This window comes from Salegentibacter tibetensis, assembly GCF_020164485.1.
In the GTDB taxonomy this organism is placed as follows: Bacteria; Bacteroidota; Bacteroidia; order Flavobacteriales; family Flavobacteriaceae; genus Salegentibacter; species Salegentibacter tibetensis.
This window is the reverse complement of the sequence record NZ_JAIQZA010000020.1, coordinates 48692-69277: the sequence shown is the minus strand read 5'-3', so window position 1 is coordinate 69277 and position 20586 is coordinate 48692. Positions and strand designations below refer to the sequence as shown.

At 39.1% G+C, this 20586-nt stretch carries 19 protein-coding genes; 10 read left to right on the top strand and 9 right to left on the bottom strand.

What is annotated here, in order from left to right; all coding sequences use genetic code 11:
- Nucleotides 1-148 precede the first annotated feature (148 nt).
- The 7 genes from bshC to LB467_RS11585 all read left to right on the top strand — a co-directional run bounded on the left by bshC (nucleotide 149) and on the right by LB467_RS11585 (nucleotide 8545).
- Complete coding sequence (gene bshC, locus LB467_RS11615; protein WP_224474207.1) at nucleotides 149-1762, top strand: bacillithiol biosynthesis cysteine-adding enzyme BshC; 1614 nt, start codon at nucleotides 149-151, stop codon at nucleotides 1760-1762.
- Between the two features lies 1 nt (nucleotide 1763).
- On the top strand, nucleotides 1764-3128 hold the full coding sequence (locus tag LB467_RS11610) for a pyridoxal phosphate-dependent decarboxylase family protein (protein ID WP_224474212.1): 1365 nt from the start codon (nucleotides 1764-1766) through the stop codon (nucleotides 3126-3128).
- Nucleotides 3129-3291: 163 nt separating this feature from the next.
- Nucleotides 3292-3741 carry a YybH family protein gene (locus tag LB467_RS11605; protein ID WP_224474206.1) on the top strand — a complete coding sequence of 150 codons (450 nt, stop codon included), beginning with the start codon at nucleotides 3292-3294 and terminating at the stop codon, nucleotides 3739-3741.
- Between the two features lie 196 nt (nucleotides 3742-3937).
- Complete coding sequence (gene guaA, locus LB467_RS11600) at nucleotides 3938-5470, top strand: glutamine-hydrolyzing GMP synthase (protein WP_224474205.1); 1533 nt, start codon at nucleotides 3938-3940, stop codon at nucleotides 5468-5470.
- A 174-nt stretch (nucleotides 5471-5644) separates the two neighbouring features.
- The gene (locus tag LB467_RS11595) at nucleotides 5645-7618 is read left to right on the top strand and encodes an amino acid ABC transporter substrate-binding protein (RefSeq protein ID WP_224474204.1); all 1974 of its coding nucleotides are present in this window, start codon (nucleotides 5645-5647) and stop codon (nucleotides 7616-7618) included.
- Complete coding sequence (locus LB467_RS11590) at nucleotides 7608-8009, top strand: OsmC family protein (RefSeq protein WP_224474203.1); 402 nt, start codon at nucleotides 7608-7610, stop codon at nucleotides 8007-8009. Before LB467_RS11595 ends, LB467_RS11590 begins: the two co-directional genes overlap by 11 nt.
- Nucleotides 8006-8545 (top strand): DUF922 domain-containing protein, encoded by a 540-nt coding sequence (locus tag LB467_RS11585; RefSeq protein WP_224474202.1) that lies wholly within the window; start codon nucleotides 8006-8008, stop codon nucleotides 8543-8545. The genes LB467_RS11590 and LB467_RS11585 overlap by 4 nt, the downstream gene beginning before the upstream one ends.
- Here LB467_RS11585 and LB467_RS11580 read toward each other — a convergent pair.
- The 5 genes from LB467_RS11580 to LB467_RS11560 all read right to left on the bottom strand — a co-directional run bounded on the left by LB467_RS11580 (nucleotide 8542) and on the right by LB467_RS11560 (nucleotide 13901).
- Entirely contained in the window at nucleotides 8542-9486 is a 945-nt protein-coding gene (locus LB467_RS11580) for an NAD(P)H-dependent flavin oxidoreductase (protein WP_224474201.1), read from the bottom strand. The two genes, LB467_RS11585 and LB467_RS11580, sit on opposite strands and share 4 nt — an antisense overlap.
- Before the next feature lie 21 nt (nucleotides 9487-9507).
- On the bottom strand, nucleotides 9508-10695 hold the full coding sequence (mnmA, locus tag LB467_RS11575; protein WP_224474200.1) for a tRNA 2-thiouridine(34) synthase MnmA: 1188 nt from the start codon (nucleotides 10693-10695) through the stop codon (nucleotides 9508-9510).
- Between the two features lie 237 nt (nucleotides 10696-10932).
- Entirely contained in the window at nucleotides 10933-11310 is a 378-nt protein-coding gene (locus LB467_RS11570; protein WP_224474199.1) for a hypothetical protein, read from the bottom strand.
- 43 nt (nucleotides 11311-11353) lie between these two features.
- A complete protein-coding gene (gene lysA / locus LB467_RS11565) occupies nucleotides 11354-12577 on the bottom strand; it encodes a diaminopimelate decarboxylase (protein WP_224474198.1) in 1224 nt (407 codons plus the stop codon).
- A gap of 151 nt (nucleotides 12578-12728) precedes the next feature.
- Nucleotides 12729-13901, bottom strand: a complete 1173-nt coding sequence (locus LB467_RS11560) for an MFS transporter (RefSeq protein ID WP_224474197.1) — start codon at nucleotides 13899-13901, stop codon at nucleotides 12729-12731.
- Nucleotides 13902-14169: 268 nt separating this feature from the next.
- Between LB467_RS11560 and sucC the strand changes: the two genes are divergently transcribed.
- Nucleotides 14170-15366: an ADP-forming succinate--CoA ligase subunit beta gene (gene sucC / locus LB467_RS11555; protein WP_224474196.1), complete on the top strand. Its 1197-nt coding sequence runs from the start codon at nucleotides 14170-14172 to the stop codon at nucleotides 15364-15366.
- 216 nt (nucleotides 15367-15582) lie between these two features.
- Entirely contained in the window at nucleotides 15583-15915 is a 333-nt protein-coding gene (locus LB467_RS11550) for a hypothetical protein (protein ID WP_224474195.1), read from the top strand.
- Nucleotides 15916-16122: 207 nt separating this feature from the next.
- Here LB467_RS11550 and LB467_RS11545 read toward each other — a convergent pair whose 3' ends face one another.
- Both LB467_RS11545 and LB467_RS11540 read right to left on the bottom strand, forming a co-directional pair.
- Entirely contained in the window at nucleotides 16123-16932 is an 810-nt protein-coding gene (locus LB467_RS11545) for an MBL fold metallo-hydrolase (protein WP_224474194.1), read from the bottom strand.
- Between the two features lie 63 nt (nucleotides 16933-16995).
- Nucleotides 16996-17454 carry a GNAT family N-acetyltransferase gene (locus LB467_RS11540; protein WP_224474193.1) on the bottom strand — a complete coding sequence of 153 codons (459 nt, stop codon included), beginning with the start codon at nucleotides 17452-17454 and terminating at the stop codon, nucleotides 16996-16998.
- A gap of 131 nt (nucleotides 17455-17585) precedes the next feature.
- On the opposite strand from LB467_RS11540, the gene treF reads away from it, so the two are divergent.
- Nucleotides 17586-19205: an alpha,alpha-trehalase TreF gene (gene treF / locus LB467_RS11535; protein WP_224474192.1), complete on the top strand. Its 1620-nt coding sequence runs from the start codon at nucleotides 17586-17588 to the stop codon at nucleotides 19203-19205.
- A gap of 14 nt (nucleotides 19206-19219) precedes the next feature.
- Here treF and LB467_RS11530 read toward each other — a convergent pair whose 3' ends face one another.
- Nucleotides 19220-19585 carry a DUF1622 domain-containing protein gene (locus LB467_RS11530; RefSeq protein WP_224474191.1) on the bottom strand — a complete coding sequence of 122 codons (366 nt, stop codon included), beginning with the start codon at nucleotides 19583-19585 and terminating at the stop codon, nucleotides 19220-19222.
- Nucleotides 19575-20585, bottom strand: coding sequence for a formimidoylglutamase (locus LB467_RS11525; protein ID WP_224474190.1), 1011 nt, complete (start codon nucleotides 20583-20585; stop codon nucleotides 19575-19577). The genes LB467_RS11530 and LB467_RS11525 overlap by 11 nt, the downstream gene beginning before the upstream one ends.
- Nucleotide 20586: the final 1 nt, after the last annotated feature.

The following is a 20586-nucleotide window of genomic DNA, read 5'->3' as shown; positions in this document are numbered from 1 at the left end:
TGGAACATATAAGTCTATAAAATAAATTGTAAAAGCAGAAATGTAAAATCCTACTTTACGAGTAAAAATAGTATCCAGCGCCAAATTAACTAAAAATTTGCGAATAAAATCCTTAACTTCGGTATCTTTACCATCCAAAAAATTGCTAATGCCAACCGATTGTATTCCGTACAAAGAAACCAATTATTTTACCGATCTTATTTTAGATTATTTAGCTGAAAAAGAGGATCTTAAATCTTTCTATAATCGTTTTCCAAATCTGGAAAATTTCAATGCACAGATAGAAGAGAAATCTTCTTTTTCACAGAAAAACAGGAAGATTCTGGTAAAAGCTTTAAAAGAGCAATATTCCAAAATAGAAATTTCAGAAGTTACACAAAGGAATATTGAATCCCTGGAAGACGAAAAAACCTTTACTGTGGTGACCGGGCATCAGCTTAATTTGTTCACAGGGCCACTTTACTTTTTATATAAGATTGTTTCCACCATTAATCTTACCCGAAAATTAAAGGAAAAATATCCCGAAAATAATTTTGTGCCGGTGTACTGGATGGCAACGGAAGACCACGATTTTGAGGAGATCAATTTCTTTAATTTAAACGGGAAAAAGTTTCAATGGGCTAATGCGCCTAAGGGTGCTGAAAATGATGCGGTAGGAAATTTATCTACGGAAGGCCTGGAAGATGTTTTTAAGCTTTTTTCAGCGGAAATTGGCGGCGGAAAAGATGCTGATTTTTTAAAGGAATTATTTAAAAAATCTTACCTCGAACACGATAATCTTGCTGAAGCGACACTTTATCTGGCAAACGAACTTTTTAAGGAAGAAGGTTTGGTGATCCTGGATGCGCAGCAAAAACCCCTGAAAGAACTTTTTATTCCTTATGCCGAAAATGAACTTTTTGAACAAGTTTCTCATAAAACCACTACAGCAACTGCAGAAAGGTTTAATAAGCTCGGCTATAACGTACAGGTAAATCCGCGGGAGATCAATTTGTTTTATTTGAACAATGGTTTACGCGAGCGCATTATAGAACGGGAGGGCGAGTATTTTGTACACGAAACCGAAATAAAATGGAGCAAAGAAGAAGTCCTAAAAGAATTAAAGGATTTTCCTGAACGTTTCAGTCCTAACGTGATGCTTCGGCCCCTTTATCAGGAAGTGATTTTACCCAATCTTTGTTATATAGGTGGTGGTGGTGAAATTGCATACTGGCTGGAGCTAAAAGATTATTTTGAAGCTGAAAATGTGGTTTTTCCGGTTTTGTTGCTTCGGAATTCGGCTTTAATTCAATCGGAAAAGCTGGATAAAAAGCGTGCAAAATTAAATATTTCAAATAAAGAATTATTTCTTAAGCAGCATGAACTCATCAACAGGAAAGTTCGTCAAATATCGAATATAGATATCGATTTTTCTCAACAAAAAGAGCATTTGCTGGAGCAATTTCAGCAAATGTATAACCTGGCAGAGCAAACCGATAAATCTTTCATCGGTGCGGTAAAAGCACAGGAAGTAAAACAATTAAAAGGCCTTGAGAATTTAGAAAAACGTCTTTTGAAAGCCCAAAAACGCAAACTGGAAGATGAGGTAAGTAGAATTGCCGAGCTTCAAAATGAGCTTTTTCCGAATAAAGGCTTGCAGGAAAGGCAAACCAATTTTTCAGAAATTTATGCCGAATACGGTGAGGAATTAATTTCAGTATTATTAAAAGAATTAGACCCGCTGCAGGCGGAATTTAAAGTTTTGACATTTGGAAAAGAATAAAATGCATACCATAGATATGGACCTGGTAGAAATGACGCTGGACGTTATGAAATATACCATAGACCGTATCTCTAATATTACTCCCGAAATGGGAGCCCCAAAAAAAGAAGAAGAATTATTTAGAATTGTTGGCGAAACCGTTACCCCGGAAGGCATTGGTGGTGAAAACGCTTTCCAACTTTTTCGAGATGTTTTGGTAAAAGCCACAGTGCCAATAGATCATCCAAGGCATTTGGCTTTTGTCCCTGCAGCGCCAACCCGGGCTGCAATTATGTTCGATTTGGTGACTTCGGCATCCAGTATTCACGGCGCTTACTGGATGGAAGGTGCCGGCGGAATTTTTTGTGAAAACCAGGCAATGAAATGGCTGGTTTCACTTACCGGGCTGCCCGAAGGCGCTTTTGGTGTTTTTACCAGTGGCGGTACTGCGGCAAATCTTTCGGCTATGGTTGCGGCACGGGAAGAATGGCGTACCCGCGATAGCCGGAATGTAGGAAAAAAAGCCTTGCTGCTTACTTCTCACGGGGCGCATAGTTCTATACAGGCAATGGCGAAAGTGATTGATGCCGATGTAGTGATGATAGATTGTGAAGAAGAAAACCTTACCGGGCGTGAATTGCAAAATGGGATAAACGAACTGGAAGAAAAAGATAGAAATCGGCTTTTTGCTGTGGTAGCCACAGGTGGAACCACAAATGCTGGAATTATAGACCAGTTAGATACCATTGCCGATGTTTGTGAAAAAGAGCAGGTTTGGTTTCACGTAGACTGTGCTTATGGTGGCGGGGCTTTGGCCGCACCCTCGGTTAGACATTTGTTTAACGGGATTGAGCGAGCCGATAGTATAACGATAGATCCGCATAAGTGGTTGTTTTCTCCATACGATTGTGGAGCGGTAATTTATAAAGACCTGGAACTAGCTAAAAACGCACACTCTCAAAAAGGGGCTTACCTGGAAATTTTTAAAGATGCAGGTGCCGATGGTTTTAACCCGGCCGATTATCAAATTCAGTTAACCCGGAGAATTCGGGGAATGCCACTATGGTTTTCACTGGCGATGCACGGTACAAACAAATACCGGCAGGCCATTGAAACCGGAATTTCACTGGCGAAAAAGGCAGCTAAAAAGATTGAAGAACGCGAGAACCTGGAATTGATAAGACCCGCCAGTTTATCGGTGGTTTTATTCCGAAGAAAAGATTGGACTCCTGAGCAATATAAAGACTGGACTTATAAAAACCATAGAGAAGGCCTGGCCCTGGTAACACCAACCTCCTGGAAAAAAGAAACCGTGATTCGTTTCTGTTTTATAAATCCGGATACAACAGAAGAGGATATTGATATGATTTTAGATACTTTGGGTTAAACAGAAGAAATAAAGAATAATGTATAAAACGGTTAAACATCTATAATCCAGTTGTTTAATCGTTTTTTTGTATATTTAATATCTCCCTACCTGCATTTTCCCAACCTGCCTGCTTTTAAAGTAGATTCTATGGTGTAAACAGGAAATTTTAAAACCAACCAATATGAAAAATTCAATTAGTTTATTGATGTTTATCCTGCTGATAAGTCTCAGTGTCCATTCACAAACGGCTCCAGCAAATTCTGCTAACGTAGAAGATGTGATTCACGAGAGAACCCAAATGATGGTTCAGAAAATAAATGATGGAGATCACAAAAGTTTTGCTTCTTTTTTTGCTGAAGATGCTACGATGAAACTAACCGGTACTGAAGCATTCACAGGAAGGGAGGCAATTGCAGAAGCGCACAGGCCAATGACAGAAAACGGTATGCAGATAGAAATTGAGAGCGATGAAATTTTCTATAATGAAGACTTTGTCACTGAAACAGGTAGTTATAAAATCTTTACTGCAGATGGTGAGCAAGTAGATTACGGGGACTTTATGACCCTGTGGAAAAATATCGATGGCAACTGGCAGATTTATCGCGATGTAATAAGTAGCTCCGGAAAATAGACCAATTAATCAATCTCATAATCTAACCGCATTGTAATTGATGCGGTTTTTTCTTGTATCGAAAAGATTTAGGTGAAAATTTAAGTCAAAAATTATAGTACTTTGATATTTTATTTTGTGAATAGATTGTTCAGAATAAGATTGAAAATAAATCGGTTGGTTATTTTATTTTTGCTTCAAATTATTACTTTTGCCTATGCAAAAAAACGTACTCATTTTAGACTTCGGCTCGCAGTACACGCAACTGATTGCAAGGCGTGTGAGGGAACTCAATATTTACTGCGAAATTTATCCTTTTAACAAGATTCCAGACGATATTTCAAGTTTTAAAGCGGTGATCCTTTCGGGGAGCCCGTTTTCTGTTCGGGGAGAAGATGCCCCGCATCCCGATCTATCTAAAATTCGCGGAAAACTGCCAATTTTGGCCGTTTGTTATGGAGCGCAATATTTTGCCCATTTCCATGGCGGAAAAGTAGAAGCTTCTGAAACCCGTGAGTATGGAAGGGCAAATCTTTCGGTAATTAAAGATGCCGAACCACTTTTTGAGGGAATTATGGAAAATTCCCAGGTTTGGATGAGCCATAGCGACACTATTAAAGAATTGCCTACCAACAGCGTAAGGATTGCAAGTACCACCGATGTTTTGAATGCGGCTTATAGAATTGAAGGCGAGCAAACTTTCGCTATCCAATTCCATCCGGAAGTTTACCATTCTACCGATGGAAAGCAGTTGTTAGAAAACTTTTTGGTGAAAATTGCCGGGGTAGCGCAAACCTGGACACCGGGTAAGTTTGTTGATCTTACGGTTTCAGAATTAAAAGAAAAAATAGGCGACGATAAAGTAGTTCTAGGTTTAAGCGGAGGCGTAGACTCCAGTGTAGCCGCGGTTTTACTTCATAAAGCCATCGGGAAAAATCTTTACTGCATTTTTGTAAATAATGGTTTGCTGCGTAAGGGCGAATTTGATAGCGTTTTGCACCAGTATAAAGATATGGGCTTAAATGTGAAGGGGGTTGATGCTTCGGCACGATTTCTGGATGCCCTTGCAGGGATAAGCGATCCAGAAGAAAAGCGAAAGGCAATTGGAAATGCCTTTATTGAGGTTTTTGATGATGAAGCGCATCAAATAAAAGATGTTACTTATTTGGCGCAGGGAACTATTTATCCTGATGTAATTGAATCGGTTTCGGTAAATGGAGGACCCTCAGCAACTATAAAATCTCACCATAATGTTGGAGGATTGCCAGATTTTATGAAGCTAAAGATCGTAGAGCCTTTAAAAATGCTTTTTAAAGATGAAGTGCGACGAGTAGGTGCAGAAATGGGAATTGATAAAGAATTGTTAGGTAGACACCCATTTCCGGGTCCGGGACTTGCAATTAGGATTCTTGGAGATATTACCGCTGAAAAAGTGCGTATTTTACAGGAAGTAGATCATATCTTTATTCAGGGGCTTAGGGACTGGATGTTATATGATAAAGTTTGGCAGGCCGGTGCTATCTTGCTTCCGGTAAGTTCTGTAGGAGTTATGGGAGATGAGCGTACCTACGAAAAAGTAGTGGCGCTAAGAGCGGTAGAATCTACCGATGGAATGACCGCAGACTGGGTGAATTTACCTTACGAATTTCTGCAAAAAACCTCGAATACTATAATAAATCGAGTTAAAGGCGTTAATAGAGTAGTGTATGATATAAGCTCAAAACCACCGGCTACTATAGAATGGGAATAAATTTTGAGTCAAAATAAAGAACCTCGAGGCAGGCCACGAGGTACAAATTGGGAAACTATTTTTTAATTTCGAGGCAAGCCCGCCTGAATGATTCGGACAGGCCTCGGGAAACCTGTCCGAAATAAATTTCAATCAGGCGGGTTAAACCCTCATAGAGGGATTAAACCAATGAATATGAAATACCTTTTAATTGTTTGTTTTTTATTTCAGCTGTCCAGTCTTTCTGCTTCAGCCCAGGAATTTAAATACCATACGGTAGAAGCCGGGGAAACTGTTTACAGCATCGCTAAATCCTACAATATTTCAGAAGAAGCGATCTATAAATATAATCCGGATGCAAAAGGCAATTTAGAGGTGTCTTCAAAACTGGTAATTCCATTAAGTAAAAAGGAAGAGCTTTCCGCGGAAAACGAAGATATTCAGTTTATCACCCACACGGTAAAGCGAAAAGAAACTTTATACCGACTTTCTAAGGATTATAATGTTGAAATTGATGAGATTAAAAGGTTTAATAAGCATTTATATTCTGAAGAATTACGGCGCGGAGAGGAAATTTTAATTCCGCAGCCAAAGCAGGGCGCAACAAATACAGAAATAGCTTCTTCTGAAACTCTGAATATTCCGGTTACCAATAAGCCACAAACTTCAGAAACTCGTGAGCACGTTGTTTTACCGAAGGAAACCAAATACGGGATTGCCCGTAAATATGGCCTTACTGTAAAGGAATTGGAAGAATTGAACCCAAAGGTAGATGTACTGCACCCCGGCGTAATGATACGTGTGGGCACCGATGTTTTAGATGAACCGGTAATTTTAACCGATGAGGTTTTTGAATTTTATCAGGTAAAACCTAAGGAAACCTTATTCGGACTTTCCCGAAAGTTTGATGTTCCCCAGGATTCACTTATTTCTTTAAACCCTGCATTGGAAGATGGCCTAAAAATAGGAATGGTTTTAAAGGTTCCTAACACCGGTTTAGGAGAGGGTAAGGAAGGTGAAACGGAAGAATTAGCATATGATTCTGAAGCTGCAGATGCCAATGCAAGATTAGAGCTTTCTGATAATTTGAGCAATTTTGATACGAAAGAGCTCGTGGTACTATTGCCCTATAGCCTGCATCAAATAGAAAGTGATTCTACTTCAAATTATAAAGACGCGATTTTAGATGACCGCGTGCTGCGTATTTCTTTAGATTTTTACAGCGGAGTGCGTATGGCTGTAGAAAAAGCTAAAAGCCTCGGAATTTCTACCCAACTAAAAACTTATGATACCCGCAGAAGTGTTCAGGAAGTTACCAATATTATCAACTCCAACGATTTTAGGAATGTAGACGCAGTTATTGGACCTTTATTGCAGAATACCATTGAAGCAGCGGCTTCTAAATTAACCCAATACAATGTTCCCGTGATAAGTCCTTTGTCTGATCGTGAAATGCGATCTTATCAAAATCTTTTTCAGTCGCGTCCTACCGATGAAATCTTAAAGAATGCGATGTTCGATTATCTGGAAAAAAATTCGATCGGGAAAAATGTGATAATTATTGCTGATGGGGCTAAAAACCAGGTAAAAAATGAACTAACCCAAATTTTACCAAATTCAAGAGTTATTCTTCCTGCTGAAGCTTATTTAAGCGCCGAAAAAATTCAGGCTCAGCTTTCTAAAACCCAGGAAAACTGGGTGATCCTTGAATCCTCGAATATAGGTTTGTTAAGCAGTGCCACTTCAGCATTAAATCGTTTGGCCAGAGGTCACAAAATTAAATTATTAACTACTAACAGAAATAGCTCTTTTGAAGATGATATTGTAGATAATCAGCATTTGGGCCGACTTAATTTCCATTATCCTTCGGTAGATAAGGAGTTTGATACAACTTCTTCCGATGAATTCATTAAAAATTACAAGGAAGAATTTGATATGATTCCTAATCAATATGTGATTAGAGGTTATGATCTTACTTTAGATATTTTACTGAGACTTGCTTCAGCCAAAGATCTTTATGAATCGTTTGAAAAGTATAAAGGTTTTACTGAATATCACGAGAACAAATTTCATTATTCCTCGAAACCCAATGGTGGTTTTTACAACGACGCCGTTTATATTATGAATATAGATGAGGAACTTAATTTAAACGTGGCTAATGACCAGTAAAGTTGTCTACACCGGAAGTCTAAGAACCGAAGCCGAGCATCTTAAAAGCGGTGCTAAAATCATTACCGATGCTCCCACCGATAACCACGGTAAAGGCGAGGCATTTTCTCCTACCGATACAGTAGCGACAGCTCTGGCGAGTTGTATGATTACCGTGATGGGGATTAAGGCAGAAGATCTAAAAGTGAATTTAAACGGTACCACTGCAGAGGTGACTAAAACCATGGCTGCCAATCCCAGGCGAATTTCTAAGGTGGAGATTGCGATTACTTTCCCTGAATCTTATTCTGAAAAATCACGCAAAATTCTTGAACACACTGCTAAAACCTGTCCTGTATTGGAAAGTCTTCACCCGGATATGGAGAAGCTTATTAGCTTTAATTATTTATGAAACCCTGGCTCTTCTTACTCATTTTTGTTTTCGCTATGCCGGTTTTGGCGCAGGAAAATGAAAAAGTAAGCTGGAACGCAGAAAAACCTTTAAACTGGAGCGATTTTAAGGCAAGTCCTAAAAGACATCTTCCCTATAGAGCCAACACAAATTCTGGACTATCATTTTCATGGAATTCTACGGAAAGCAACAGCGGGATAGAACTTAATTATGAAATTGGAAGTAATTTTTATCCAAATAGATCCTGGGTAAAGGAGATTGAGGAAGTAGACTATTTGCTTGCACACGAGCAACTGCATTTTGATATCACCGAATTACACGCCCGTAAACTTAGAAAAGCGCTGGAGGCCTACGAACCTGGTGGCAACATGAAAAAAGAATTGGAGGCTATTTATTCTGAAATAGAAAAACAGCGTAGACAAATGCAAGCGCAGTTTGATAGAGAAACCAATCACAGTATTAACAAAGAAGCCGAGTTTAAATGGCGAGCGTTTGTAAAGCAGGAATTAGATAAACTTAGTAAGTATTCCAGTTAAAGACCTGAAACTTCCTTCTTGGCTCTTTCAAATTCTTCCATCATTTCTTTTACAATTTCAGCAGCGGGTTTTATTTCGTGAATTAAACCTGAAATCTGGCCAATTTCAAGTTCTCCTTCTTCGAGATCGCCTTCAAACATTCCTTTTTTAGCACGGGCCCGACCTAACAGTTCTATAAGCTGTTCTTTTGAAGGATTTGTGGTATATAATTTCTGAATATCTTCAAAGAATTTATTTTTCAATAATCTAACGGGAGCCAGTTCCTTGAGAGTAAGTTTAGTATCTCCTTCCTGGGCTTTTACCACCATTTCCTTAAAATTCTTATGTGAAGAAGCTTCTGGTGTAGCCACAAAGCGGCTACCTACCTGCACGGCATTTGCGCCCAGAACCATTGCTGCCAGCATTCCACGGCCGGTGGCGATTCCGCCTGCAGCTATTAAAGGAATATCGATCTTCTCTTTCACCATAGGGATTAAAGTGAAAGTTGTAGTTTCATCACGACCGTTATGCCCTCCTGCTTCAAACCCTTCAGCAACAACGGCATCTACACCGGCTTCCTGAGACTTTAGCGCAAATTTCACTCCGCTTACTACGTGCACCACTTTAATACTGTGTTCCTGTAAATGTTTGGTCCAGGTTTTAGGATTTCCGGCAGATGTAAAAACGATCTCCACTTTCTCCTGGATAATGATTTCCATAATTTTATCGATATCAGGATAGAGGAGAGGTACGTTTACCGCAAATGGTTTATCGGTTGCTTTTTTGCATTTTTCGATATGCTCTTTAAGAATTTCAGGATACATAGATCCCGCGCCAATAATTCCGAGTCCACCGGCATTGCTGACGGCGCTGGCAAGCCTCCAGCCGCTGGCCCAGACCATTCCTGCCTGGATAATTGGATATTGAATATTAAAAAGCTGAGTGATCTTATTTTTGGGCATTTGCTTAAATTTTCTCCGAATTTAAGAAATAACCCCGGAACCTAATAATTCTTCACCTTCATACCAGGCCACAAACTGTCCTTCAGTTATTGAGGCCTGAGGTTCTTCAAAAACCACGTACATTCCGTTTTCAGTTTGATGTAAAGTTGCATCCTGAAGCGGTTGTCGGTAACGAATTCTTGCTTTTACTTTTAAAGTTTCATCAGCATTAACCGCCAGGTCTTTTCTTACCCAGTGCACTTCATCTTGATTGATAAAAAGCGCTTTTCTATAAATTCCCGGGTGATTTTTTCCCTGCCCGGTATAAATGACGTTTTCATTAACATCGGTATCGATAACAAACAGTGGTTCCGGCGTGCCACCTACCGCAAGACCTTTTCGCTGTCCTTTTGTAAAGTAATGTGCGCCCTGATGTTTCCCTACTACTTTTCCATCTTCAGTAGAATATTCATATTTCTTGGCAAGAAAATCCAGTTCTTCTTTTTTGTTGCTGAATTCCGGAATTTCAGTAGAAAACAAATCTTTTTCGGCTTCAATTTCTATGATTTTTCCTTCTTTAGGTTGTAATTTCTGCTGAAGAAAATCCGGCAATCGTACTTTTCCGATGAAACATAAACCCTGAGAATCTTTTTTATCGGCGGTCACCAATTTTTGGTCCGAAGCGATTTTTCTTACTTCAGATTTCTGTAATTCCCCAATGGGAAATAAGGTTTTAGAAAGCTGTTCTTGCGTAAGCTGGCATAGAAAATAAGACTGGTCTTTATTATTGTCTTTCCCGGCCAGTAATTGATAGATGGTTTCGCCATTTTGCTGAATTTCCCCTTTGCGGCAATAATGCCCGGTAGCCACATAATCTGCGCCCAGGGAAAGGGCGATTTTCATAAAAACATCGAACTTGATCTCACGGTTGCAAAGTACATCGGGATTTGGGGTGCGGCCACGCTCATATTCGTTGAACATATAATCTACAATACGCTCTTTATATTGCTCGCTAAGATCTACGGTTTGAAAAGGAATCCCGAGTTTATCGGCTACCATCATCGCATCGTTGCTATCGTCCAGCCAGGGGCATTCGTCAGAAATAGTCACCGAGTCGTCGTGCCAGTTCTTCATAAAAAGGCCGATCACTTCGTAGCCCTGCTGCTGCAAAAGATAAGCTGAAACGCTGGAATCTACTCCACCCGATAAACCTACAACCACTTTCTTCATAAAACTAAAATTGAAATCCTTCCCGCATAAAGTCGGAAAAGGGTGTGCAAAATTACGAAAATTTAAGAGAAAGTTTCAGGCGAAGTAAAGTAGGATAAAAATAAAAAAGTTTGTCTGAAAATCTTGTTTAGGCAGGGCTTTCCGCAAGCTGTCTGGATTCTAATATACCTTAATGTCTTGAGCTTAAATTGCGAAGTGGATTGGGAAAACCTAATGATAAATAAACTTGCCCCTGGTTTAATTTGACTGTTTTTCCCTTACAAAAACCGTTTTTTTGTTGAAATAATAAATCAATACTCCAAATGTAAATAACAGTAAGTATTGTACCAGGTCATCTGCCATCCTATTTAAATTATCTCCTGAAGTCAATTTTATAACTAGTCCAATAATTGATAATCCCGGGCCTATCATTAGTAAAATAGCCCAAAAATGTATAACGATTTTTGTCAGCCTATGTTTATTAAATAGGAGATATAACAAGGCGATTTCTATAACCACTGCTATTAAGCCCAGAAAATTGCCGGTAATAACCATATAGGTATTCCAGATAAGCAGAAGGAAAATATAAGTGATGAGCAGCTTATAAAACCACTTGTTTTCAAAAACCGTTTCCATAAAAATTATTTTTTCAATTTGATATATGCGGAATCCTACAAAACTAATCTATGGTTTCAGCACTGAATTCAATTACTTTTTGATGCCTCAACAAATCCTCGAAGGTTTCGCGTTCCCTAATTAAATGGGCATTGCCATTGTACCATAAAATTTCAGCAGGGCGGTAGCGCGAATTAAAATTGCTGGCCATCGAAAAAGAATAGGCACCGGCGTTGCTGAATGCGAGGATGTCGCCTTCGGTAATTTCGGCAATTCTGCGGTTATTGGCAAAAGTATCGGTTTCGCAAATATAACCTACCACAGAGTAAAACCTGAATTTTCCCTCTGGATTGGAAACATTTTTAATATCGTGGTGCGATCCGTAAAACATTGGTCGAATTAAGTGATTGAATCCGGTGTCAACTCCGGCGAAAACGGTTGAAGTCGTTTGTTTTATCACATTCACTTTAGTGAGGAATTTACCGGCTTCACTTACTAAAAACTTCCCCGGTTCAAAAACAAGGGTAAGTTCACGCCCGTACTCTTTGCAGAAATTTTTAAAACGTTCGGTAAGTTTTTCTCCGAGTTCTTCAATATCGGTTTCAATATCATTTTCGCGATAAGGCACTTTGAATCCGCTGCCAAAATCCAGGAATTCAAGGTTTTTAAAGTTTTTAGCCGAATCAAAAAGAATTTCAGAAGCACGCAGAAAAACTTCAATATCTAGAATATCGCTTCCGGTGTGCATATGGATTCCGTTAATGTTCATCCCGGTATTTTCAACAATACGCAGTAAAAGCGGCATCTGGTGAATAGAAATCCCAAATTTGGAATCTACGTGACCTACAGAAATTTTAGAATTTCCGCCGGCCAAAATATGGGGATTAATACGAATACAAACCGGAACATCTGGGTGCTTGGCGCCAAATTGCTCCAGAATAGAAAGGTTATCAATGTTAATTTGAGCACCTAATCGCACCACCTGTTCAATTTCCTCTAAAGAAACTCCGTTGGGTGTATAAATAATATCTTTAGGAGCAACTCCTGCTTCCAGGGCAAGTTTTACTTCCTGCACCGAAACTGTGTCCATCCCACTTCCCAGGGAATTCAAATATTTTAGAATAGAAATATTGGAAAGCGCTTTTACCGCATAATGAATACGCAGGTCTTTAATCTCAGAAAATGCATTTTTTAGTCGGTTATACTGAAAAGCGATTTTTTCGGCATCATAAACATATATGGGGCTTCCAAATTCTTTGGCAACAGCAAGCAGATCTTGATTGGTCATAACAGGTGAAAAATTTAAGTGGCAAAAAACAGGAGAAATTTCAACTCCCGCAAGTGCAAGTCTCAAAAATAACGAATTCCTTTAAATTGTTAATATTTAAAGAAAACATCTTTCTACTCGATAATCGAGATTTTAATGCTCCGGAGTTTGCTTAAGTCGTGGCAGCAATAGCATTTTCTTTCCGCTTCCTGATTAGAATGATTGCCAAAGCAATGAAAACGCCCAATCCGGCCATAACTGCACCGACTAATGAGGCCGAAGTAAAACTATAGCCAAAAGCGATGGGTAAGCCTGCAAAATAAGCCCCGGAAGCATTTCCCATATTAAAGGCGCTCTGATTCATAGAGGAGCCCAGGCTTTCCGAGCCTTTTGCTGAGTTGATCATCACCATTTGAATAGGAGTAGAAAGACAAAAAGCAATGGTAGCGATAAGAAAGGTCATGACCAGAATGGCAATTTTGCTGTCGGCTATATAAGCATTGGTAATTAGAGCAAAAACCATAAGGACCATACTCATAATCACTGCATATATAGGAGAAAATTTTTCGGCGAGTTTAGCGCCAATCAGGTTCCCGATTACCATTCCAACTCCGGCGAGAATCATTACATAACTTACAATCCCTTCAGGATGGCCCGCTACATTGGTGATTAACGGCGCGATATAACTATACCATGCAAAAAAACCACCGGTACCAATTGTGGTAAGTAAAACCACCATCCAAAGTTCGCCGCGTTTTAGCACGTTGAGATCTTTTCTAATTCCTTCAGAAGAAGATTTAGGCAATTCCGGCATCCAGAATTTTACGCTGGCTATCGCCAGTAAGCCAATTACTCCCACCAGCATAAAAGAAACATTCCAGCTATAATTATGGCCTAAGTAAGTGCCAAGTGGTACTCCAAACACATTGGCCAGGGTAAGCCCTGTAAACATCATAGCGATGGCCTGTGCCGATTTCCCTGGCCGTGCCAGCTGGCCGGCAACTACTGCGCCAATTCCGAAGAAAGCTCCGTGTGGTAAACCAGAAAGAAAACGGGAAACAAGTAATAACTCGTAAGAATTGGCAAAAGCAGAAAGCGAATTAAAAACCGTAAACCATACCATAAGTAGGAGCAGGGTTTTATGCGCAGGCCATTTTCCGCCGAAAGCGGTAAGCAGGGGAGCGCCTACCACCACGCCTAAAGCGTAAGCCGAGATAAAATGCCCGGCCTGTGGAATACTGATATCTAAAGCCGAAGCTACATCTGGAAGAATTCCCATAATTACAAATTCGGTCATTCCAATTCCAAAGCCTCCAATAGCCAGGGCAATAAGCGCTTTCTTCATTTTCATGTTAAATTTTAAGCAAGGGATAAAATTAAAATGGATAATTCTAATAACATAGAAAATGAGCAAAAACCTACGATAAGCTTATAGTTTTGAAAATCGTAGTAATAGCGTGGATTTTAAAAATTTATAATCCTTAATGAAATGCTAAATTTTTAAGCGGGATTAGATTATGGCAGGGCTGGGGATATCTTAAAAAAGATTGGTACAATAGCTATACATTTGCTACTTTTGCTAACCGTAATAAATATTGAAGAAATAGCTGATTATGAACATACACGAATATCAAGGAAAAGAGATTTTAAGCAGTTTTGGCGTACGCATTCAACGTGGTTTAGTTGCCCATAATGCAAGAGAAGCCGTAGATGCTGCCAAAGAACTAACCGAACAAACCGGTACCGGATGGCACGTTATAAAAGCCCAGGTACACGCGGGTGGCCGTGGAAAAGGCGGTGGTGTAAAACTTGCAAAAAACCTTAAAGAGGTAGAGGAAGTAGCTGGAAACATTATTGGGATGAACCTGGTAACTCCGCAAACTTCTGCTGAAGGTAAAAAAGTCCACCAGGTGTTAGTTGCTGAGGATGTTTACTATCCAGGAGACAACGAGCCAGAAGAATATTATATGTCTGTATTGCTTAACCGTGCAACCGGTCGTAATATGATTATGTATTCTCCAGAAGGTGGTGTGGATATTGAAAGCGTGGCTGAAGAAACTCCACATTTAATCTTTACCGAAGAAATAGATCCTTCTACAGGAATAATGCCTTTCCAGGCAAGAAGAATCGCTTTTAATTTCGGACTTAGCGGAACTGCATTTAAAGAAATGACCAAGTTTGTAATGTCTCTTTACACTGCTTTCGAGAAATCTGATTCTTCACTTTTTGAAATCAACCCGGTTTTAAAAACCAGTGACGATAAAATTCTTGCAGTAGATGCTAAAGTAACACTTGATGATAATGCGCTTTTCCGTCATAAAGACTATGCTGAGATGCGTGATATTCGTGAAGAAAATCAAACTGAAGTTGAAGCTAAAGAAGTTGGACTTAACTATGTAGCCCTGGACGGAAACGTTGGTTGTATGGTTAACGGTGCCGGACTTGCAATGGCAACAATGGACCTTATTAAACAAGCAGGTGGTGAGCCGGCTAACTTCCTTGACGTTGGTGGTACGGCTGATGCGAAGCGAGTTGAAGAAGCTTTCCGTTTAATTTTAAAAGATGATAAAGTTGAAGCCATCCTGGTAAATATCTTTGGAGGAATTGTTCGTTGTGACCGTGTGGCGCAGGGAATTGTAGATGCCTACAAAAACCTTGGAGATACCATAGATGTACCAATTATTGTGCGTTTACAGGGAACCAATGCAGATATCGCAAAGAAATTAATTGATGATAGCGGATTTAAAATCCACTCTGCAGTACAATTCCAGGAAGCAGCAGATAAAGTACAGGAAGTACTTAAAAAATAAATCTTTATAGGAATTTATTCCTGTAGAATTAAGACTGTCTAAAGTTTATCTTGTTAGACCCTGAAACAAGTTCAGGGTGACGTATTAGGATAAGTTTTAGACAGTTTTTTTATGCGCTAATTTAAAATAGGTAAAAGTGGTTAAAATATTTTAAGTCTGTAACAATTAGTCACTTAACGGAGTCTTTATAATGTATAACCTTTAAATTTTATTATTATGAAGACTTTAAAATTAGTTTTGTTTGCCTTAGCAATTAGCGCCGGAAGTTTACTTCACGCAGCTCCTGAAAACTCCCCTGAAACTACCAATGCCTTTAATAAGGAAATTCAGCAATTATTAAAGAATATGGATATTGAAATCGAAGAGGATGTAGTTGCCAATATATTGATACGCTTTAATGAGGAAAACGAAATGCAGGTGCTTTATGTGGGGACAGTAAATGCCAAAGCCGGTAAACTGATTAAAAAACATTTGAATCACAAAAGGATCAAAACGATTTTAGATCCTTCCATTGAGAAATATAAGCTCCCAATAAGATTGAAATCCTAAATTTTTCTTCAGCAAAAAATGTAAAAAATAAAAGAGGCTGTCTAAAAATTTTTCATCGTCATCCTGAATTTATTTTCAGGCTCTAATCTAATGAGAATTGAAATCATGTTAGAATCCCGAAGAAATTCGGGATAAAGTCTGAAACAAGTTCCTTGACGTAAACAAGAACTTTTTAGACAGCTTCTTCATTTTTTATAAATGGAATTTTTATTCTTCCCTTTCTGGATACCATTCCAGGAGTTCTACTTCAATATCCTTATTGCCTTCGTTTACCAATTCTTTGAATTTTTCAACATCGGCATAGCCGTCCTGGCCTCTAAAATGAAATGGGATCACTTTTTTCGGCGCAAAGGCCAAAACTCCATTTACAGCGTCTTCTACCGTCATAGTGTAAGGCTGGTTCATTGGAATTAAAGCGATCTCAATGTTTTGTAGTTCCTTCATTTCAGGGATATTTTCTGTATCACCGGCAATATAAAGTCGTTGCCCGTTTCTCTCAACTACATAGCCATTACCCCAGCCTTTTGGATGTCTGGAATCCGCATCATCAGGTAAATTATACATTGGGACAGCTTCAATATAGAAATCTAGTACTCGCGTTGTGGCGCCATTTTCCAGGGTTCTTATAATATCGTTCATTTCATCCGGCATTTCATCTCTTACAGATTGTGGAACGATAATATAAACCCCATCAAGATCCATTGCTTCTAAGGTCTCTACACTAAGATGATCCCCGTGAGTGTGGGTAATTAGGATAAAATCGGGTTTTTCTTTGCCTTCAAAAGCTTCAGCCCCGCCTACGGGATCTATATAGAAAGTAGCATCGCTCCAGTTTACAACTGCAGTAGCATGGGAGATAGGCTGAATGTCTATAGATGCTGAATCAGGTTCCAGAACGTTTTTTGCCTCACCATAGGGGTTTTTATTGGTCGCATCTTCGGTTTTACTATCTTTTCCTTCATTCTTGCATCCGGTAAATAATATTCCCGCTGCCAGTAAAGTAAATAAATATTTCATTATTGGTTGTTTTGCATTAAAATTAAGGAACAGGAAATAGAATAACTTAGCTTTTGTAAAAATTTAAGAAAGATCAAGCCGCATCTTAATATCTCCACGGGTGTAGGGATTGTTTCCTCCAATAGGAATTTCCCTAAAACCGTATTTTTTATAAATATAGATCGCATTTTCAAGCTTTCTGTTAGAAAAAATAATCAGGTGATCCCAGCCCTGTTTTTTTGCAAAACCCAGGGTATGTTCCATTAATTTCTGGCCTATCTTCTTTCCCTGGTATTCCGGGGTTACGGCCATTTTGGTAAGTTCAAAAACTCCGTCTTCAATTTTCATTAAGGCCACGCAGCCAATAATTTTATCATCTTCTTTTATGAAAAAGATATTCCCGCCGGGGTCAATAATATATTTCCCAGGTTTTCCTAATACTTCTTCATCATGGGGTTCTACCCAAAAATATTTTTCCAGCCAGGCTATGTTTAATTCCTTAAAGTCTTCGGCGTATCTTGGTTTGTACGAGATTATTTCCATTTTCTTATTCTGAATTTTTGGCTAAAATAGAAAATAATGCTGTTTTCCCAGATTGACTTAAAGTCCAAAACTCTGATTTATAAATTATTTTTTACTTTCACAGCTGCCTGACTAATCAAAAATTGAATTTTATGAAAAAGCTTTCAGTTAATTTCCTGATTCTGTGTTCCTTTTTATTATTGAACGCCTGCTCTTCAGCTGTGAAGACAGAAGAGAAAAAAAACGAAGAGAAATTACTAAGCATTCTGCCTCCCGAAGATCTTTACGGGGATTTGTTTTTCGAGGTTCAGGAGAATGAATCATTATTTTCTGATAGCAAAACTTTTGTAGATGCAGTGCCGCGTATCGCTCCGGAGGATATTCGAAAAAAATATTCTGAAGAACAACCGGATACCAATGCTGAAATAAAAGCTTTTTTAAATGAAAACTTCCATATTCCGGAAGCAAATAGCGATTATGAAACTGATTCTTCATCAATTAACGTACACATAAATAAATTATGGGACGTACTCAAGCGTCCCTCAGATGAACAGGTTTCGGGTACCTTAATTCCTTTACCCAATCCATATATAGTTCCAGGTGGGAGATTTCGTGAGATTTATTACTGGGATAGTTATTTCACCATGCTTGGTCTGCAGGAAGACGGAGAAACTGAAACCATAAGGAATATGGTAGATAATTTTGCCTGGTTAATCGAAAATTATGGCTTTATTCCTAATGGAAATCGCACTTATTATTTAAGCCGTTCCCAGCCGCCATTTTTTGCGATGATGGTACAACTACTCGCCGAGATCGAGGGAGAAAAAGTTTATTCAGAATACCTACCTGCTTTACAAAAAGAATATGATTTCTGGATGAATGGCAGCGATAATGCAAATTTGGTGGCTTATAAAAGAGTGGTAAGGCTTCCCGATGGTGAGATTTTAAATCGGTACTGGGATGATAAAGACACCCCAAGACCAGAGAGCTACCGCGAGGATGTAGAAACTGCCGAAAAGGCCATTGCTAAAAATCCAGACCGTACAAGGGAGGAAGTCTATCGAGATCTAAGGGCCGGCGCCGAATCAGGTTGGGATTTTTCCAGCCGATGGCTTAGTATAAATGGAAATGGGGATTTTAATCTTTACAGTATTCATACCACGCAAATTATTCCGGTAGATCTTAACAGCCTGCTTTATAACCTGGAACAAACACTTGCCCGGGCTTACGAACTGGAAGCAGATCCTGAAAAGGCTGAGGTTTACCAGAGAAAAGTAGAAAACCGAAAGGCTGCTATTCAGAAATATCTTTGGGAAGAAGAGACCGCCTTTTATTTCGATTATAATTTTAAAAATAGTAATACCACGGGCATCTATTCGCTGGCGGGAGTTTATCCACTATTTTTTGAGATTTCAGCGAAAGAGCAGGCTAGCAAGGTGGCTAATACGCTGGAGCAGGTTTTTCTAAGGCCGGGCGGACTGGTAAGTACCCCACATAATACCGGACAACAATGGGATGCGCCAAATGGCTGGGCGCCGCTGCAATATATGAGCATTGAAGGGCTGCGGAATTATGGCAAAGACCAGCTTGCTAGTGAAATTAAGCAGCGTTGGTTAAACCTTAACCAGAATGTATATCAAAAGACTTATAAATTGCTGGAAAAATATAATGTGGAAGACCTGAGTAAAGAGAGCGGGGGTGGGGAATATCCCACCCAGGATGGCTTCGGCTGGACAAACGGAGTATACCAGAAATTGTCAAAAGGAGAATAAAGATTCCGGGTAGGTTACTTCTGGCCTGTGGTTCTGTTCTTTTCTTGTTTCCAGGGCAATTTTCCTTCTATTTCTACCTCCAGAGTAAAGCTCAAAAAGGTTCGGATCAGGATTATGAGTCCGAGCTTAAGAATTTGATCCATTTTCGCATCGTAAACTACCGTAGCGATAATATCAGCAGCGATTAGGATTTCCAAACCAAGAAGAATGGCACGACCTAACTCCTCCCTAATTTGTTGAAAACTTCTAATATTTCTTCCCTGAAGCTTAAAGGTATACCGGCCCAATGCGAGAAATATACCGATCACCAGGACCATTATCCCTATTACTTCTATTACCAGAGCAGTTATTTCAATAAGCTCTTTTACCTTATCTTCCATAGTCGGCTTTCATAAAATCTGTTATAAAAAACGATAATGCTTTTCCAACCTGTCCAGTACTTTCAGGGGTAGGGGCCGCTTCACATATATGCAAATATTTACAATTTTTTTCTTCGGAAGTAATCTGAAGAAAATTCCTCACCATATTCAAGGCAAATCCTGAAGGTGATTGCGCGCTCGATGGAAAATTTATAATCGCGTCACAGTCCAGCTCTAAACCAAAAGCCTGTTTATTTACAAATTCCAGTTGCGAATTAAAAGCTGCCATTTTTCCCTGGTGGGTTTGCAAAATAAGGTCCTCAAAAAGATGAAATTTAATATTGGAAACCGACTTTATCTCTTCAAATATATATTGTGGTGTATAATTTTTATGCAAACCAAATATTGCATATTTCCCTAAAAACCCGTCACGTTGGGCAAAGCTGAAACCATTCCCGCTGTGACGATGTGCCAGTTTTCGAAGATCGGTATGTGCATCGATATTTAAAATATTCAGTGGCTTTTTTATTGCTTTAGAAGTTCCTTTTATATTTCCGTAGGCATTGTTATGCCCCCCGCCGATAATGATCGGGATTTTCCCTGCTGAAGCTATTTTTTCAACCAAAAAGCTTACTTTCTCATCGATTTTTTCAATAAGGTCGCCTAGTTTCGGATAATAATTTGGGTCGTCCTCATCGATATTAGCCGCTTTTTGCATTTCGGCTTTACAATCAATTTCCCCAAGTAATATTATATTCTCAGGAGCAGTAAATTCGTTTTTTTGAATATTTAGCAGTGAACTTAAACAAGCTTCCCAGGCTTTTGAAGCACCGGATTTACCATGGTTGGCTCTGACACCAATATCTTCCGGAATTCCAAAAAGCACATATTTGGCTTTAGATTCCATTAGATTATCAAGACTTTCAATAAAAGCGATCTTCTCTCCAAACCGGGTTTCGCCATCACGTACTGAAATAAGTTTCTCAACCGACTTATAATTATAAATTTTTAATCCTTCCATT